Source organism: Marinobacter sp., from assembly GCF_041690615.1.
Classification (GTDB): Bacteria; Pseudomonadota; Gammaproteobacteria; order Pseudomonadales; family Oleiphilaceae; genus Marinobacter.
On sequence record NZ_JAWLGY010000004.1, the window covers coordinates 221139 to 236897 of the forward strand.

The window sequence follows — 15759 nt, forward strand, 5'->3', positions numbered from 1 at the left end:
GACCAGGGAGCGCCAGCCGTCATTCTCCCGGCAGGTGCGCTGACCGAAGGCCGGCCACGCACCCTGCAAGGGGCGGTATTATCCGCCGAAAGGATGACGCATGGTGACGGTTTCCACCCGGTCCGGGCCGGTGGAAATGATATCGATGGGCGCCTCGATCTGCTCCTCCAGGAAACGGATATAGGCCAGTGCATTAGCCGGCAACTGGTCTATGGAAGTCAGCCCCACGGTGCTGTCGCTCCAGCCGGGCAGCTCTACATAGACCGGCTCGATCAGGCTGTACTCCTCCACGTTGATCGGCGGGCGGCTCATCTCGCCATCGGGGGTCTTGTAACCCACACACACCTTGACCGTTTCCATACCATCCAGCACGTCCAGCTTGGTCAGGCAGATGCCGGACACACTGTTGATCTGGATCGCGTGACGCAAGGCTACCGCATCAAACCAGCCACAACGACGGGAGCGCCCTGTGGTGGTACCGACTTCATTGCCCTTGACAGCCAGATGCTGGCCCATGTCATCGAACAGTTCTGTGGGGAAGGGGCCCGAGCCAACACGGGTGGTGTAGGCCTTGGTAATGCCCAGCACGTAGTCCAGGAACAGCGGGCCAAAGCCGGAACCCGTTGCTGTGCCTCCCGCGGTAGTGTTCGAGGAGGTAACATAGGGGTAGGTGCCAAGATCGATATCCAGCAGGGAGCCCTGTGCACCTTCAAACAGGATGTTCTCGCCGCGCTTGCGGTAATCGTGCAGAAGGTCGGTCACATCTGCCGCCATGGGCAGGATCTCTTCACCCATCTGGCGCAGCGTGGCCAGCGCCTGGTCGATATCCTCCGGCTCTTCCCGGAAGTATTCCGTCAGCACGAAGTTATGATAGGTCATGATTTCCCGCAGCTTGGCCTCAAAGGCCTGCGGGTTGCACAGATCGCCCAGGCGCAGGCCACGGCGGGAGACCTTGTCCTCGTAGGCCGGGCCGATCCCGCGGCCGGTGGTGCCGATCTTGTCATTGCCACGGGCGCGCTCGCGGGCCTGGTCAATACGGACATGGGTCGGGAGAATCAGCGGGCAGGCATAGCTGATGCGCAGTCGGTCACGGACGGCCACACCCCGCTCTTCGAGCTCACGAACCTCCTTGAGCAGGGCGTCCGGAGAGAGCACGACGCCGTTGCCGATCAGACACTGGACATGCTCTCGCAGGATACCGGATGGAATCAGGTGGAGGGCGGTCTTCTTGCCCTCGATCACCAGGGTGTGGCCCGCGTTGTGACCACCCTGGAAGCGCACCACTGCCGCCACCTGATCCGTCAGTAGATCAACGATCTTGCCCTTGCCTTCGTCACCCCACTGGGTGCCCAGCACTACAACGTTCTTTCCCATGACTGTCTCTCGTATGTCCCGGCCAGGGACCGGTCACTGTTCGAATGAATCGCGGAGATACTGCAGGCAAACAGGCCTACCTGATCTCGAGTTGTTCTACCACCCACTGCCCGTCGCGCTTGACCATGATACGGTCGCAGCCTCGCTCCCCCGGATTGACGCTGACGTCTTCCGGCAGGGCCCGCACCACGGTTTCCGTCAGCCGCAGTCCCGCAACAGCGGCATCCAGGGACGGATCCGGGTCTGCCGGGGCCCAGATGGCCGGCCGACGCCGGACTGCGCGGTGGCCCAGGGCAACCAGTGCCCGGACATCCAGGCTGAACCCGGTGGCAGGCCGCGCCCGGCCGAAATCCTGCCCGATGGCATCGTATCGGCCGCCCTTGCCCGCGGCGTCCCCGTGCCCGGGAACATAGACCGCAAAAACCAGCCCGGTGTGATAGTTGTAGCCCCGCAACTCGCAGAAGTCGAAGCCAAGGCGGAGCTCCGGATGACTCTCGCGCAGGCGCTCTGCGATCCGCCTTAGCTGATCCAGCGCACCGAGCACGCTGGCCGGCGCACCTGCAAGCACCCGCCGGGCCTCCTGCAGGGCATCGAGACCACCGCTGACCCGGGCCAGCGCGCGCAGGTAGGCGCCCGGCGTGTCCGGCTGACAGTCACCCAGCAACTGGTCGAGTTCCGGGATCGATTTGCGGGCCATAGCATCAAAAATGGCCGCCTCGGTGTCGTCATCGAAATCCGCCGCTTCAATCAGCGACTGATACACCGCCACATGGGCCAGGTCAAGGTGGACCCCCGGTACACCCGCCACCCGCAGGGTCTCGAGCATCAGACGGATAACCTCAAGGTCAGCTTCTTCCGAAGCGCTGCCAAACAGCTCGCACCCGGCCTGGATAGGCGTGCGGCCCGTCAGCATGTGCTGGGGCCGGGCGTGCAGGACGTGTCCGGCGTAACACAGCCGGGTAATGCCCTCCTGGTGGAGGGTATGGGCATCGATGCGCGCCGCCTGGGGGGTCATGTCAGCCCGTACCCCCATCATACGACCAGTAAGCTGGTCGGTAAGCTTGAACGTCTGCAGCGCCAGGTCGTGGCCGGTACCGGTAAACAGGGAATCGAGGTATTCGATAAGTGGCGGGATCACCAGCTGATAACCCCAGCGCTGGCAGGTATCCATGATTTCACGGCGCAGGGATTCAATCTGGCCCGCCAGTGGCGGCAGGATGTCTTCAACGCCGTCAGGAAGCAGCCAGCGGTCGGAAACCGTCATAACCTGTTTACCTTCTACTGAATTCAGTGTGGGCTGGTAAGCCCGGCGGTGCCGGGTCGGGTCAAGGGCAACATTTACCCAAAACCCGGCGGATTCTACACCTTTGCCGGCCACAAAAAAACCGGGCCTCCGCGGTCGTTGCCGAAGAGGTCCGGTTTGGTCAGCCAGGCACTATCAGCCAGGCACTAGGATGGATCAGTCCGCTTCCGGACTCGACTCCTTGAAGTAGCGCAGGAACTGGCTGTCACTGTCGATGACCATCACGTCATCCTTGCCGGAGAAGGTCTTCTGATAGGCCTCCAGGCTGCGATACAGGCGGTAGAATTCCGGGTCGCCGCCGTAGGCATTGGCGTAGATCCTAGCTGCTTCACCGTCACCCTCACCACGGGTTTCCTCGGCGGTTGCGAAAGCTTCCGCCAGCACCACGGTACGCTGCCGGTCCGCGTCGGCACGGATGCCTTCAGCCAGCTCACGACCCCGTGAACGAAACTCCTGGGCCAGCTTCTCGCGCTCGGTTGCCATCCGACGATATACGTTCTCGCTTACCGACTGGGGCAGTTCAATGGCTTTGACACGAATATCGAGGACCTCGATACCGAAGGACTCACGAACCCGCTCATTCACCCGGCTGCGCAGGGTTTCCATCAACTGATCCCGCTGCCCGGAGACAACTTCGTGCATGGTGCGCACACCGAACTCGTCCCGCAGCCCGTTGTCGATTCGGGACAGCAGCAGGGACTGTGCCCGCAGCTCATCCCCACCCGTGGACCGGTAGTACTCATCCACGTCCTGAATTCGCCAGGCCACGTAGGAGTCCACGTCCAGCGGCTTCTTCTCGATCGTGAGGTATTGCTTAGCCGGCAGGTCTGTGGTCAGCACCCGGATATCGAACTCCCGTACCTGATCCACCACCGGCACCTTGAAGTGCAGACCAGCCGGTACGTCAGTTTCGATCAGTTCACCGAACCGCAGCACCACGCCCCGGTGGGTTTCGGGGATAATGTAGACACTGGACAGGACCAGCAGGATAACGACGAGGGCACCTGCAAGGCCCGCTATGCTTTTAGGCCCCATGATTATCGACTCCTCCGGCTGTTACTCGATTCCTGACGGCTGCGCAGCTCCTCGATGACCCTGTCGGTCAATGCCTGGATACCCTGCTCATCCTCACGCTGGCTGCTGTCCTGGGAGCCGGAGCTACCCGAGCCACTGCTGCCCTGGCCACCAAACATGCGATCGAGCGGCAGGTACATCATGTTGCCGGTACTGGCCGTGTCCACCAGCACCTTGGTGGTGTTGGAGTAGACGTTTTCCAGCGCCTGCAGATACATGCGCTCGCGGGTTACTTCCGGTGCGGTCTGATAGACAGAAAGCAGTTCAGTGAAGCGGGCGCTTTCACCCCGGGCACGCTCGATGACTTCATCCCGATAGGCGTTGGCTTCCTCGAGCAGGCGCTGGGCGCGACCACGGGCTTCCGGAACCACCCGGTTACGATAGGTCTCGGCCTCTTCCTTGAAGCGTTGTTCGTCTTCACGGGCACGCTGGACTTCCCGGAAAGCGTCCTGGACAGCCTCGGGGGGCTGGGTGCTTTCCACGTTCACCTGAACAATTTCCAGGCCGGTGCCGTAATCGGCCAGGAACTGCTGAAGGCGCTGCTCAACCCGGATGGCCAGTTCGGCACGCCCCTCGGTAAGAACGTCATCCAGTACAGAGCTGCCCACTTCGTGGCGCAGTGCACTGTCGGTGGCAAAGGCCAGCGCCTGGTTGGAGTCCCGCACGTTCAGCACGTAGGCCCTGGCATCGGAGACCCGGTACTGAACCTGGAGGTCCACGCTGACGATATTCTCGTCTTCCGTCAGCATCTGGCCCTGGGATTCAGCATTGCGCACGTTGGTAACGCGCACCTTGGTCGCCTGCTCCACCAGCGGCAGCTTGAAACGCAAACCCGGATTCTCTGTACGGTGATATTCACCAAAACGGAGGACAACGGCACGCTCCTGTTCGTCCACGGTGTAGAACGACTGGAAGACGATGTAACCCACGACAATGATCGCACCCAGAGCGAATACCGCACCCAGGCCGGCTCCACTGCCCTTGCCACCGGAACCACCACCCGAGCCGCCAGAGCGGTTCCCGCCCTTGCCACCGAGCATCCGGTTAAGCTTGTCCAGCCCTTTTTTCAGGGCTTCATCCAGGTCAGGCGGGCCCTGATCATTGCCGCCACGACGACCACCACCGGTACCCCAGGGGTCGTTGTCGTTGCGATTTCCACCCGGTTCATTCCAGGCCATAGGTCTCTCCGTCTATGCGTTTAAAGCGTTACGAATGGCTGCAAATACTAGGGATTTATACGTGCCCCGGCAATAGCCAGCGGTGTTTTCACAGGCAACCAGCCTGAATCCTGCTATCAGGGGGCTTCGACCCTGACCTGCTCCGGCGAAAGACCTGCGCGGCTGAGCAACTGAAACCAGTCCCGGCTCTGCAGGCGGACTTCCACTGCCACGTCACCGTTGTCCAGGTAGTTTTCCCTGATCACCGAGCCGGCCTCATGCAACAGCGCGCGCAGCTTGCCATCCGCCGGCCCAAGGATCACCCGCTGGTGAAGCAGGTCCTCGGCAAGGCGCTCGACAATGGCATCAAACAACAGCTCCATACCCTGCCCGGTCTGCGCGGATACCCAGACCCGCACGGCGTCGCCCCCCTCATTGCGCTCAACGCGGGGCGTGAAATCCTCCAGCAGGTCAATCTTGTTGAAGACCTGAAGGAACGGCACTTCATCGGCACCGATTTCATGAAGCACATTCTCCACCTGCTCCATGTTTTCTTCCCGGCGCTCATCATGACAGTCCACCACATGCAGCAGCAAAGAGGCCTGGACGGTTTCTTCCAGTGTCGCACGGAAGGCTTCCACAAGCTTGTGGGGGAGATGGCGGATAAAACCCACAGTATCGGCAATAACGACAGGTCCGATGTCAGGAAGTTCCAGTCGCCTCAGGGTTGGATCCAGGGTGGCAAAGAGCTGATTCGCCGCATAGACACCAGATTCGGTAATACGGTTGAACAGCGTGGACTTTCCGGCATTGGTGTAACCCACCAGGGAAACGGTGGGGATGTCTGCCTTTTTACGGGCGCGGCGCCCCTGGTCCCGCTGCCGGCGAACCTTCTCCAGGCGCTTGTGGATTGCCTTGATACGCTCCCGCAGCAACCGCCGGTCCGTCTCCAGCTGGGTCTCACCCGGACCGCGCAGGCCGATACCACCCTTCTGACGCTCAAGGTGGGTCCAGCCCCGTACCAGCCGTGTGGACATATGCTCCAGCTGAGCCAGTTCCACCTGCAGCTTGCCTTCATGGGTACGGGCCCGCTGGGCAAAGATATCGAGGATGACACCGGTGCGATCCAGCACCCGGCACTTCAGCTCCCGTTCGATGTTCCGCTCCTGGCTGGGGCTGAGGGAATGGTTGAACAGCACCACGTCAGCCTCGCAGGCGGCGGCCATGTCCCGGATCTCGTCCAGTTTGCCTTCTCCCACGAAGAGGCGCGGGCTGGGCTGGTTGCGCGAACCGGTCACTTCCGCCACCGGCTCGACACCGGCGGATGTAACCAGCTCCCGGAATTCCCCAAGATCTTCCATGGCACTGCCATGGGAACTGAATTCGATATGAACAAGCACAGCCCGTTCACCGACATCAGGACGTTCAAACAATCAGGCTTTCTCCCGTCTTTGCGGATTGCCGCGATGGTGAGCTACTGCCGGCGGTCATCCGGCCCATGATCACCACCAAAGCGATAATTCAGCGAGTAACAATGTAAAAACCCGCACAACCCAAACCAGCATAACCTGGTCAGCCTGTGCGGGTCTGACGACATAACCCTGGGGTGCTGTCAGTCTTCCGATTCATTTTCTCCGGCCGGATTCTGCTGGGGAATGCGAACATTCCGGGCAGGTACGACGGTGGAAATCGCATGCTTGTACACCATCTGACTGACCGTGTTCTTCAGCAGAATGACAAACTGGTCGAAGGACTCTACCTGGCCCTGAAGCTTGATACCGTTCACCAGGAAGATGGATACCGGGATACGCTCCTTGCGCAGTGCGTTGAGGTAAGGGTCTTGTAGAGAGTGCCCTTTTGACATGTTATTTCTCCTGTATTTTTCTGATAGTGCAGATCGTCGTTGTGTTACAGCCGCAAAACCCACCAGCATTAACCAATGCCAGGTCAGCAGCCAATCGGGACCGGATACCTCCTGCGAAGTTCCCGGTGAACCTCCGGCAAAGCCTGAGGCCCTGATCCTCAGCGCCCCGACTTCAATGTGGTGTGAGATTCGAGTTTTTTCAAGGCAATGGCGAGATTTTCACCGGCACCAGTGTCGAGCCAGGTCACATCCTGCCATTTTCGCAACCAGGTCAGCTGGCGCTTGGCCAATTGCCGGGTGGCAGCGATACCCTGCTCCACCATATCCTGGTAGTGCCCCTCGCCGGCGAGCCAGGACCAGACCTGGCGATAGCCCACACACCGCATGGAGGGCATGTCCGGAGTCAGATCACCACGGGCCATCAGGCCCCTGACCTCTTCCACAAAACCCTGCTCCAGCATGGCGTGGAAACGCATCCGGATCCGATCGTGCAGCTGCTGTCGCTGTGGTGGCGCCAAAGCAAACTGGAGCACAGTATACGGGAGCCGGTGAGCGGCGTCTGCCTGCCAGTCCGTCGAATACGGGTAATCCTTGATATTTGTCCCGCTTTGCCAGAACGATGAGATGGGGCGGCCGGTCATCCGGTAGACTTCCAGCGCCCGCAGCAATCTCTGGCGGTTGTTCGGGTGAACCCGTTCTGCCGCCACCGGGTCCACCTCGGCCAGCTGACGGTGAAGTGCCTCCCAGCCGTCGCTGACCGCCAGCTGTTGCAGCTCCTGCCGGACCTCCGGGCTGGCTGCGGGCAGATCACCCATCCCCTGTAACAAAGCCTTGAAGTACATCATGGTGCCACCGGTCAGCAAAGGTATGCGACCGGCACTGGAAATGGCGCCCATCTCCCGCAACGCGTCCCGGCGGAAATCCGCCGCCGAATAGGTTTCCGCGGGGTCACAGATGTCGATCAGGCGATGGGGAGCCCGCGCCAGCTCTTCCGGGGTCGGTTTTGCAGTACCGATGTCCATACCCCGGTAAATCATGGCCGAATCGACGCTGATGATATCGCAGGGCAGGTGCTCACAAAGCTCCATGGCCAAGTCCGTCTTGCCAGAGGCAGTAGGGCCCATCAGCAGGATGGCCAGGGGCGCCTGGCGGGCAGGGCTGCTCATCAGCGGCCCCGCAAAAACAGCTTGTCCAGCTCCGGCAGGGTTACCAGAGTCCAGGTTGGCCTGCCGTGGTTGCACTGGCCGCTACGCTCGGTGGCCTCCATGTCACGCAGCAACGCATTCATTTCGGGGATGGTGAGCTGGCGATTTGCCCGGACCGAGCCGTGACAAGCCATGGTGCCCAGCAGTTCGTGGGTCTGGGCCTCGACACGATCACTCTGGCCATGGGCAATCAGGTCCGCCAGCACATCCCTCAGCAACTGTTCCGCGTCGGCACCCCGGAGTAGCGCGGGTAATTGCCGAACCGCCAGGGTCTCGGGGCCGATACGCTCAACCATGAGCCCAAGGGTGGCCAGGTCGCCGGCACACTCCTCCGCCAGGGCGGCTTCCTTCTGACTCACTGCTACGGAAACCGGCACCAGCAGGGGCTGACTGGTCAGATCCTGGGCCTCCAGTGCACGCTTCATGCGTTCATAGGTGATGCGTTCGTGGGCAGCATGCATGTCAACAATGATCATGCCCTGGCGGCTCTGGGCCAGGATATAGATACCGTGCAGCTGCGCGATGGCATAGCCCAGCGGCGGCTCGCCGTTTTCGCCTTCTTCGGCGGTCGCGGCGCCCATGGCCGGGGTCGGCTCTGTCCGGGGATAAACCCGTGGCTGGGGCTCTATCGGCGCGTCTCCGGGCCGGGCGGGTCCACCACCCTCACTGAGAGACCGATAAAACGCCATCTGGTCCTGGGCCGCCCAGGGCGACTGTGGCTGCGCACTGCCGTCACCACGGAATGTCCCGCCGGATCCCGGGGCGCTGTATCCAGCTGTCGCCGGGTATTCCCCGTCGGACACTGCCGGGGATGGCTGCAGACTATCGCCGCCGGCATCGCGACCAAGGGACTGGGCAACGGCACCCCGGAAATGATCGTCCGGCCGCACATCCGCCAAGGCCCGGTGCAGGGTTCGGAAAATGAAATCATGCACCAGACGCCCGTCCCGGAAGCGGACTTCGTGCTTGGTGGGGTGCACGTTGACATCCACGTTGGCCGGGTCCAGCTCAAGATAGAGCACGAAGGCCGGATGCCGGTTGTTATAAAGCACATCCCGGTAGGCCTGGCGTACCGCATGGGCCACCAGGCGGTCGCGTATCACCCGACCATTGACAAAGAAATACTGCAGGTCTGACTGGCTGCGGGAGAAGGTGGGCAGGGCCACCCAGCCCCGGAGCCTGAGACCGGTGGCTTCAGCGTCAATGACCACGGCGTTGTCGATAAATTTCTGCCCACACAGGGCACCGATACGGCGCTCATGGTCCAGGTCACTTTCCGCCGGCCGCAGACTGTGAACCACTTTCTGGTTATGGCGAAGGGTAAACCCGGTATCGAACCGGCCCAGGGCCTGGCGCCGCAGAACCTCTTCCACATGGCCGAATTCGGTTTTCTCTGTGCGCAGAAACTTGCGGCGGGCCGGAGTGTTGAAAAACAGGTCCCGCACTTCCACGGTGGTGCCCACAGGGTGGGCTGCCGGTGAAACCCGGGCGTCCATGTCACGCCCTTCCACCTCCACCCGGCTGGCGGCTTCCTGCTCGGCGGTGCGGGAGGTCAGGGTTAGCCGGGACACAGAACTGATGCTCGCCAGCGCCTCCCCCCGGAAGCCCAGGGATGCAACTGCCTCAAGGTCGTCCAGGGTGGCGATCTTGCTGGTCGCGTGACGACTCAGTGCCAGCGGTAACTCCTGCTCGGGAATTCCGACCCCATCATCCCGCACCCTGAGCAGACGAACACCTCCCTGCTCCACGTCCACATCGATGCGGCGGGCCCCGGCGTCCAGGGCGTTTTCAACCAGTTCCTTGAGGACCGAGGCGGGGCGTTCGACCACCTCCCCGGCAGCGATCTGGTTGGCCAGCCGGGGTGACAGCAGCTTGATGGAAGGCATGGAGGAATCGGGCTCCGGGAATCAATGAATGACGAAATTGACTGCCGGATGATAACAGATTCAACGGGGCGGCAGCCGCCCCGTTTCATCACGAGCTAGGAATCTGCAGGGTCTGCCCTACCATCACCACATCGTCGGTCAGCCCATTGACTCGCTTGATGGCCTCCACGCTGACCTGGTTCCGGCGCGCCACTGCAGAGAGCGTGTCTCCCCGCTGCACACGGTATTCACTGCCGGCAGAACCACCGCGCTGGCCTTTCTGCCAGGCAAGCAGGGTTCCGGGTGGCGGCAATGTATTGAAATAATCATCGATACCTTCGACCACCGCACGGGCGACCTTGTCCTGATGGGCCGAGCTGAGAAGGTTCTTCTCTTCCTGCGGGTTCGAGATAAACCCGGCCTCCACCAGGATGGAGGGCATATCCGGGGACTTGAGTACGGCGAATGCCGCCTGCTCCACACCGGACTTGTGCAGCCGGGTGACGCCGCCAAGCTTTTTGAGGATATAGTCGCCCACCCCCACACTGGCGTTGATGCTGGCAGTCATGGACAGGTCCAGCAGTACACCGGCAAGCATGTCATCCTTGTCACCCAGGGTAACGCCGCCCTCACCCCCGATCAGGTCAGATCGGTTTTCGCTGCGGGCAAGCCAGCGGGCGGTCTCACTGGTCGCTCCCCGCTGGGACAGGGCAAATACCGACGCCCCTCGCGGCTGCGGGCTATGAAACGCATCGGCATGAACCGACACAAACAGGTCCGCCTTGTGCTTTCTTGCCAGCAATGTGCGACGACGCAGGTCAATAAAGTAGTCCCCCGTACGCGTCAGTCGGGCCTCATAGCCGGGCTTGCTGTCGATCAGCTTTTCCAGCCGACGGGCGAGGGCCAGTACCACGTCCTTCTCCCGTGTTCCGGAAGGCCCGATAGCGCCGGGGTCCTCGCCACCATGCCCGGCGTCGATCACCACGATAATATCCCGTTTACTGCCCGTGTCCTCACGGACGATGGGCCTGGTCATGTCCTTCAGGGACTCCCGGTCTTCCTCGATCAGGTCAATCACCAGCCGGTGCCCATACTGCTGGTTCGGCTCAAGCTGAAAACTACGGGGCTTGATGTCCTTGCTCAGGTCAAGCACCACCCTGAGGTCGTTGCCATTGCGGGCAGCACTGCGAATCCGGCGCACCGGGCTGTCTTTCAGGTCCAGCTGGTCCAGTCTGGCCTTGAGTTTGGCACCCTTCATATCAATCACCAGCCGGTCGGGATTCTCCAGCTTGAAGATCGTATGCTCCACTGGCGAACGGGTGTCGAATACCAGGCGCGTATGATCCGGGGCCGGCCATATACGGGCCCCCTCTACATCGGTGGTGGCCTGGACCGGCACGGCAGTGAGCACCATCGCGACGAACGGCAGCATCAGCCTGAGCCAGAGACTTGTAACCATACCTGTTGTTGTCATATTCGGCCCCTCAGTTCCAGTGTGCCGATCTGCGATTTCACCAGTTGCACCCATGGTCCGTCTTTGTTTACAGCCGCTCTGCTTCGGCGGCGAAACCGTTATTACCTGTTGCCAGGTGGCTCAGCAACTCCCCCCCTGTCTCACTGCGGGGCTTGAGCATCAGGATCCGGCCACCCTGCTTCGGGGTCAGCGTGATCTCCAGATCCGGCACAGGAAGAATACCTTCACCACGCTCGGGCCATTCCACCAGGCACAGGTTGCCGGGGGTCAGATAATCCCGGATACCCATGAACTCCAGCTCTTCGGGATCACCCAGGCGATAGAGGTCAAAGTGCCAGGTGGCTGGCTGCAATTGTTCATAAGGCTCCACCAGAGTGTAGGTCGGACTTTTTACCGCACCCCGATGCCCCAGCCCCTGGATGAAGCCGCGACTGAAGGTGGTCTTGCCGGCACCCAGGTTGCCATGGAGGAATATAACAATCCCCGCACCGGACGCCACCGACTTCACCGCATTTGCAAGACTTTTACCCGCTGCGATAGTAGCTGCCTCGTCCGCCAGCCAGAAAGACTGCTCAGTCATCCGATACCTCCCCGGGCGTGTCCCCGGTTTTTCCGAAACGGGGCTCGGCGGCGGCCAGCACTCCCGGCAGCGCTTCGATCACATCCATCGGTAACAATCCCCGGTAGCCCTTGCTCAGCGAAGCCGAGTCAGCGGCTGCCAGATGCAGGCAGGCGCCGAGAATCACCCCGTCAGCAAACGTCATATCCTGTGCTTTGGCGGCCTGGACCATGAACGCTCCGAGAATACCGGATAGCACATCCCCCATACCGCCGGTAGCCATCCCGGGATTGGCACCTGCTATCAGCACCGGTAGCTGATCCCGCCCGGAGACAAGGGTGCCAGCCCCTTTCAGCAGGGCCACGCCGCCAAACCTTTGCTGCAGCGTGCGCACCGCGGCGATGCGGTCTGCCTCGATATCCCTGACAGAGCAGGATAACAGGCGGGCCGCCTCTCCGGGGTGGGGCGTGATGACCTGCTGATCCGAGTGAACCGGTAACCTGTCCGCGAGCTGATTCAGGGCGTCGGCATCGAGCAGACGGGGCTTGCCGGATTCCAGTACCTGCTGCAGCATCTGCTGGCCCCAGGCGGACTGCCCCAACCCTGGCCCGCATACCACCACATCGGCCTTGTCGAGAAGTGGCGCCAGTTCGTTGCCATGAACCACACCCCGAACCATCAGCGAAGGGCATCGCGACAGGGCAGGAGCCACGTGCTCGGGGCGGGTGGCCAGGCTGACCAGCCCCGCCCCGCTGCGAGCTGCCGCCTCTGCCGCCAACAGCCCGGCCCCGCCAAAGCCGCGATCACCGGCCACCACCAGAACGTGCCCGAAGCTGCCCTTGTGAGCTGAACGGGACAGCGGCGGCAGCCAATCCTGGCAAAGACTCCAGCTGGCTAACGACGCAACCGCCGCCACCGGGAAGGTATCGCAGAGCTGCCCGGCGCCCAGTGTGTCATGGACAACCTTGCCGGCAAAATGGGGGCCCTGCCCCGTCAACAGGCCCAGTTTCTGGCCAATGAAGGTGACCGTCATGTCAGCCCTCACCGCGTCACCCTCGGCCACACCGCAGCTGGCATCGAGCCCGGACGGAACATCCACCGCCAGCACCGGGCAATGGCTGGCGTTAACCTGACGGATAACGCTGTCAAAGGGCGCCCTGGGCTGGCCGCGCACCCCGGTCCCCAGCATGGCATCCACAACCACCGGCGAATCGCTGAAAAGCCGGACCTGATCATCCACTGCAAGGGCCTGCCAGTGGCGCACAGGCACACCACCGTTCCGGGCATCCCGCCAGGCTCGGCGGGCATCACCCGAGAGCTTGTCCGGATCGGCAACAGCGATACATTCTACTGCCAGACCCTGGCGCAGGGCATTCAGGGCCACCAGATAGCCATCTCCCCCGTTGTTGCCAGCGCCACAGAACACAAGCACTGACGGCGCATCCGGCCAGTGCCGCAGCAGCTGCCGGAAGGCTGCCCGGGCCGCTTTCTGCATCAGTTCATAGCCATCAACACCCTGATCTTCAATAAGAAATCGATCAAGGGCCTGCACACCATCTGCAGTGAAGAGTGATTCTGTTAAGCTGTGGGTTGTCGGCATAACGGGCCAGAACCTGTCACATTTCAAGAATTCAGTTTAACTGTTTTTGCCAGTTAGCTGTTAAGCATAGCAAAATCCGGGCATCGGCCACACTTTAACCAATAGTAACTCTGATCCATGACCTCTGCACTCGAAGATTTCCCTGCCCGTATTCGCCAGTGGGCCCGGGAACTGGGCTTCAGCGATATCGGCATCACCAGCCCGGAAACCGGCCCCCATGGCCGACGCCTGCAGCAATGGCTGGAGCAGGGCATGCACGGAGAGATGGAGTGGATGGGCCATCATGGTGACAAACGCTATACGCCAACCTCCCTGGTGCCCGGTACAGAACGAATCATATCCGTGCGCATGGACTACCGGAACGCGCCGGATAACCCTCAACAGGTCCTGTGTGACCCGGAAAAAGCCTACATTACCCGCTATGCGCTGGGGCGCGATTATCACAAGCTGATCCGCAAGCGCCTGACCCACCTGGCCAGACGTATCGACTCGGAACTGGACGGTCACGACTATCGGGCCTTTACCGATAGCGCGCCGGTCATGGAAAAGGCCCTCGCCCAGCGGGCCGGTCTGGGCTGGATCGGCAAGAACACCCTGGTGCTGAACCCGAAAGCCGGCTCCTATTTTTTTCTCGGCGAGATCTTCACCTCAGCCCCGTTGCCGGTGACGCCAGCTTTTGAGAAAGACCATTGCGGCAGCTGTACCGCCTGCCTGGACACCTGCCCTACAAACGCCTTTGCCGGACCATACGTGCTGGATGCCCGCCGCTGTATCAGCTACCTGACCATCGAGCTGAAAGGCTCCATACCCGAGGAATTGCGTCCACTGATGGGCAACCGGGTGTTCGGCTGCGATGACTGTCAGCTGGCCTGCCCCTGGAACCGCTTCAGCAAGCCGACACAGGAAGAGGACTTCAGCCCCCGGCACAACCTGGACAACAGTACGTTGGCAGAACTGTTCCGCTGGACCGAGGAAGAGTTCCTCAGGCGCACCGAGGGGTCTGCCATCCGGCGAACCGGTTATGAGGGCTGGTTACGTAACCTGGCAGTGGGACTGGGCAACGCCCCCTCCACCATTCCGGTCATAGAGGCCCTTAAATCAAGGACCGGGCACCCGTCCGAGCTGGTCCGGGAGCATGTTCAGTGGGCCCTGGAGCGTCACGGTATCACCGACCGAACATAACCTGTCCCTTGCCCTGCCATCCATGGCAAAATCCGCCCCTCACTTCCCGGAATCATCAGCAGGACTATCCGTACCATGGCCATCAAGCATCTGAGAACCGCCTATGCCAGCCAGTACCAGCCCGGACAGCCCGCCCGGCTGCAGGCCGGAGCGCCCTTGCAGGAGCCCGGTGGCGACTACGAGATGCTGCACAAGCAGATGAAACGCCTGTTCAACAGCAAGCCGGGCAAGAAATACGGCCGCTTTTCCGAAGACATCGGTGAACACCCCTTCAGCGCCTGGCTGAAGGACTACATGGAAGAGAAGCAGTCGTTCGCGTCGCTGACAGACCGGCTTTTCGGCCAGTTCAAGGAGCTTCTGGACAGCGCCCAGGAAGAATTCTCCGGTCACCTGATGCTGGTCCACGAAGCCCTGGCCGATGGCGAAGCGGCCTACCTGCTGGTACTGGAAAGCGACAGCGCCATGCGTTTCGACAGTAACCAGGCCCTTGATGCCACTGACGTACTCAGCCTGTCCCGCCTTAATCTGGCGCTGCGCATTGAGCTGGACGACTGGCTGGGCGACAACGGCAGCGACAACCACCTGACCCTGGTCCATGGCCGCGGCACTGGAGAAGGCGGCGACCTGTTTATCCGACTTTGCGGCTTCACCAACCAGGTGGACGTGGAAAAGGAAACCGTCACCTTCCTGGATGCGGTAGAAGCGTTCGCCAAATCGTCGGAACCGGAGAAAGCCGGCGAGGTACGGGCAAAGGCCTACGAGTTCTGCAAGGAGCAGCACGCCCTGGGCGAACCCGTGGAAATTGGCGCCCTATCGGGGTACCTGGATGAAAGCCAGCCCGAACGCTTCCGGGAGTTCGCTGCTCAGGCTGCCGAAATACCGGAAAGTGGCGTACTGCACCCGGACCACCGCAAGGTGAAAAAGCTGGTACGCATCGCCGGCTCCGGTGGCGGCATGAGCGTGTCGTTCTCGTCTGACCTGGTCAACCAGGCGGTCTACTATGACCGCGACAAGGACGCCCTCACCATCACCCGCCTGCCCAAGGCCTTGCGGGAGCAGTTGCAGCGTTATCTGGAGGACCGGGAAGGCTGAACAGACCAGT

At 61.6% G+C, this 15759-nt stretch carries 13 protein-coding genes; 2 read left to right on the forward strand and 11 right to left on the reverse strand.

What is annotated here, in order from left to right; translation table 11 throughout:
• Window positions 1–78: 78 nt before the first annotated feature.
• From ACESMZ_RS05075 to ACESMZ_RS05125, 11 genes are all read right to left on the reverse strand, one after another.
• Window positions 79–1374, reverse strand: a complete 1296-nt coding sequence (locus tag ACESMZ_RS05075; protein WP_372955984.1) for an adenylosuccinate synthase — start codon at window positions 1372–1374, stop codon at window positions 79–81.
• 76 nt (window positions 1375–1450) lie between these two features.
• Complete coding sequence (locus ACESMZ_RS05080) at window positions 1451–2638, reverse strand: ATP phosphoribosyltransferase regulatory subunit (RefSeq protein WP_372972300.1); 1188 nt, start codon at window positions 2636–2638, stop codon at window positions 1451–1453.
• Between the two features lie 195 nt (window positions 2639–2833).
• On the reverse strand, window positions 2834–3712 hold the full coding sequence (hflC, locus tag ACESMZ_RS05085) for a protease modulator HflC (protein ID WP_372955982.1): 879 nt from the start codon (window positions 3710–3712) through the stop codon (window positions 2834–2836).
• Between the two features lie 2 nt (window positions 3713–3714).
• The gene (hflK, locus tag ACESMZ_RS05090; protein WP_372955981.1) at window positions 3715–4929 is read right to left on the reverse strand and encodes an FtsH protease activity modulator HflK; all 1215 of its coding nucleotides are present in this window, start codon (window positions 4927–4929) and stop codon (window positions 3715–3717) included.
• A gap of 116 nt (window positions 4930–5045) precedes the next feature.
• Window positions 5046–6341, reverse strand: a complete 1296-nt coding sequence (hflX, locus tag ACESMZ_RS05095; RefSeq protein ID WP_372955980.1) for a ribosome rescue GTPase HflX — start codon at window positions 6339–6341, stop codon at window positions 5046–5048.
• 179 nt (window positions 6342–6520) lie between these two features.
• A complete protein-coding gene (gene hfq / locus ACESMZ_RS05100) occupies window positions 6521–6772 on the reverse strand; it encodes an RNA chaperone Hfq (protein ID WP_091849152.1) in 252 nt (83 codons plus the stop codon).
• A 158-nt stretch (window positions 6773–6930) separates the two neighbouring features.
• Window positions 6931–7938, reverse strand: coding sequence for a tRNA (adenosine(37)-N6)-dimethylallyltransferase MiaA (gene miaA / locus ACESMZ_RS05105; RefSeq protein ID WP_372955979.1), 1008 nt, complete (start codon window positions 7936–7938; stop codon window positions 6931–6933).
• On the reverse strand, window positions 7938–9863 hold the full coding sequence (gene mutL, locus ACESMZ_RS05110; protein WP_372955978.1) for a DNA mismatch repair endonuclease MutL: 1926 nt from the start codon (window positions 9861–9863) through the stop codon (window positions 7938–7940). Before mutL ends, miaA begins: the two co-directional genes overlap by 1 nt.
• A gap of 88 nt (window positions 9864–9951) precedes the next feature.
• Window positions 9952–11316, reverse strand: a complete 1365-nt coding sequence (locus ACESMZ_RS05115) for an N-acetylmuramoyl-L-alanine amidase (RefSeq protein ID WP_372955977.1) — start codon at window positions 11314–11316, stop codon at window positions 9952–9954.
• 67 nt (window positions 11317–11383) lie between these two features.
• Window positions 11384–11896, reverse strand: a complete 513-nt coding sequence (tsaE, locus tag ACESMZ_RS05120; RefSeq protein ID WP_372955976.1) for a tRNA (adenosine(37)-N6)-threonylcarbamoyltransferase complex ATPase subunit type 1 TsaE — start codon at window positions 11894–11896, stop codon at window positions 11384–11386.
• Entirely contained in the window at window positions 11889–13475 is a 1587-nt protein-coding gene (locus tag ACESMZ_RS05125; RefSeq protein ID WP_372955975.1) for an NAD(P)H-hydrate dehydratase, read from the reverse strand. Before ACESMZ_RS05125 ends, tsaE begins: the two co-directional genes overlap by 8 nt.
• 117 nt (window positions 13476–13592) lie before the next feature.
• On the opposite strand from ACESMZ_RS05125, the gene queG reads away from it, so the two are divergent.
• A complete protein-coding gene (gene queG, locus ACESMZ_RS05130) occupies window positions 13593–14657 on the forward strand; it encodes a tRNA epoxyqueuosine(34) reductase QueG (RefSeq protein WP_372955974.1) in 1065 nt (354 codons plus the stop codon).
• A gap of 75 nt (window positions 14658–14732) precedes the next feature.
• The gene (locus tag ACESMZ_RS05135; RefSeq protein WP_372955973.1) at window positions 14733–15749 is read left to right on the forward strand and encodes a nucleoid-associated protein; all 1017 of its coding nucleotides are present in this window, start codon (window positions 14733–14735) and stop codon (window positions 15747–15749) included.
• Window positions 15750–15759 lie beyond the last annotated feature (10 nt).